Annotated in this window: 3 protein-coding genes; all 3 read left to right on the forward strand. The window is 30.7% G+C overall.

The window, feature by feature from the left end:
- Positions 1-351: 351 nt before the first annotated feature.
- The gene (locus tag BAZSYMA_RS08060) at positions 352-867 is read left to right on the forward strand and encodes a hypothetical protein (protein ID WP_143243167.1); all 516 of its coding nucleotides are present in this window, start codon (positions 352-354) and stop codon (positions 865-867) included.
- A complete protein-coding gene (locus tag BAZSYMA_RS08065) occupies positions 854-1591 on the forward strand; it encodes an SMODS domain-containing nucleotidyltransferase (RefSeq protein ID WP_090717714.1) in 738 nt (245 codons plus the stop codon). Before BAZSYMA_RS08060 ends, BAZSYMA_RS08065 begins: the two co-directional genes overlap by 14 nt.
- Positions 1592-1728: 137 nt before the next feature.
- Positions 1729-2108, forward strand: a 380-nt coding sequence (locus BAZSYMA_RS08070) for a nucleotide-binding domain-containing protein (RefSeq protein WP_143243168.1), incomplete at its 3' end; no start/stop codon positions are given.

Raw genomic sequence — 2108 nt, forward strand, 5'->3', positions numbered from 1 at the left:
AAGGCTTTAAGGGCGCAATTACTGCCCAATGCGGGGAAGTGCTGATCTATTGTTTTTGATAAATCCAATACTTGGATAGTATGTGCTAGTGTAATAAGCCCAATACGAGAGGTCAAAAGTTCGTTAGTTGTATAAAGTTTGTAGTTTAAAATGTTCATAAACGCATAAAGTTTGGTTGGTTAATGAGGGGCTTGGTTGCCTTTGGTTTTCACCTAATGGGTGAAACTGTGTTTTGGTTGAAATCATTATACCAACTGGGCTTTGTGTGTTTTTTTGGTTTTTATTTTTGGATTGGGAGTCTTTTACTTTAAAAATGTTAAAATCTACACATATAACAATACTTACACTTTAATGATTAATGAAATAGCTACTTTTTTTAGCCACTCATGGTTTGCAATAATAGGTGGATTGGCAACACTATCCATGATTGTTTGTGGTCTTTATACAGTTTTTTTACTCTTCAAGGGGGTGATTCCTGTATGGTATAGAATTGGTATTGGGTTATCAAAAAGAAAAGTGGCTATTTTTGCTGATAAAGAGTATAGTAATTTAGATAGTCTAATTAAAGATTCAAAAATTTTTAATGAAACTATCAAAATTCATAAAAATGACATCAAAAAAGCTGAGACCGAAACAATTTTTTTGGTTCATTGGGGTGAATACAAAAGCAAAATAGATAAGATCATTGAAATTAAAAAAACATCTACCGCTTTGATTGTCTACTCTCCTCAAGGGGCAGATAAAATTGACCAAGCTAGTTTAAAAAAAATTGATAATGAGCCAAATAGTGTTATTGTAAATTTTAGAGGTAGACTTCTAAATGATATTTTTACTTCAGTAATTACTACTAGTTATGATAAAAAGTAATTTCAATTCTAAATTTTGTCAATATGTTCAAGATAATATTTCCATTGTTGAAAAAGATAGAAAATTCGTTTCCGATGTTTATAAATCTTTTCAAGATGTATTAGGCGGAAACAACACTTTACAAATTGGCTCATATCCAAGATTTACCGCCATTAGACCATTACATGACTTAGATATTTTGTATATTTTGGGGGAATGGGATAAGAATGACCACAACCCAGTTAGTTTGCTACAATCAGTGCAAAATAAAATAAAAAACGAATATGTCAACCCTACTAAACACACCTACAATGTGTCATTGCAAAGTCACTCGATTACAATTGTATTTAAAGAGCATGGTGAAGAGATATTTGCAGTAGATATTGTTCCTGCTTATGTTTATTCTGACAACGAATTTGACCAAGACACATACAAAGTTCCCGAAATTGCCGAGCAAAAACATATAAAAAGAAAGCAATTTTATAAGCAATTACAAGAAAGTGATATTGATATGGGCTGGATTCATACAGACCCTAGAGGGTATATTGAAATTACCAAACAAGTTAATGAGGTAAATAATGACTTCAGGAGAGTCGTAAAATTTATAAAAGCATGGAAAAATTCACACAAGGAAGAAAAGGAAGAATTTAAATTAAAGTCATTCCATATTGAGCAAGTGATTATTCAGTATTATCAAGAAAATACTGAATTAGAAATTTTTGATGCTATTTTTAAGTTTTTGTAGAAATACCACAAATCATAAAAAATCCATCTATTAAAGACAGAGCAAACAATCATAAATTTATTGATAAATATGTAGAAGAGCTATCTCAATATCAAAAAAACCTCATTACCCAAGCAAGAGATTGTTTCTTAAAAAAATTGGAGAAATTTTCAGAAAACGATTCTGTTCAAGAATTTATAAGCCCTTGTTTTTACAAAAGGGTCAGTTCTTCTGAGCAATTTTTATTTGATTTTAATATTCCTGTTTTGACAGATAATTCATACAACTTTAAAATAGATGGGCTTATCCAACAGAAGGATGGATTTAGAGGTGGGTGGTTAAGTAAATTTTTTTGTAAAGTAGATTTTAATAGAAAAATAAAATTTCAAATTACAACCACACAACCCGATGTAGACCTATTTAAATGGAAAGTAAGAAATGATATAAATTCTAAAGAACCTAGGGGTGAAATCACAGATAACCGCACCTTAAGAGACCCAGAACACACTGCACTTAGAGGCAATCATTATGTTGAGTG

Source organism: Bathymodiolus azoricus thioautotrophic gill symbiont, assembly GCF_001298715.1.
Classification (GTDB): domain Bacteria; phylum Pseudomonadota; class Gammaproteobacteria; order PS1; family Pseudothioglobaceae; genus Thiodubiliella.

Excerpts from the sequence above, each read along its gene's own strand:
- BAZSYMA_RS08060 (WP_143243167.1), top strand. The coding sequence starts at position 352 with ATGATTAATGAAATAGCTACTTTTTTTAGCCACTCATGGTTTGCAATA.
- BAZSYMA_RS08065 (WP_090717714.1), top strand. The coding sequence starts at position 854 with ATGATAAAAAGTAATTTCAATTCTAAATTTTGTCAATATGTTCAAGAT.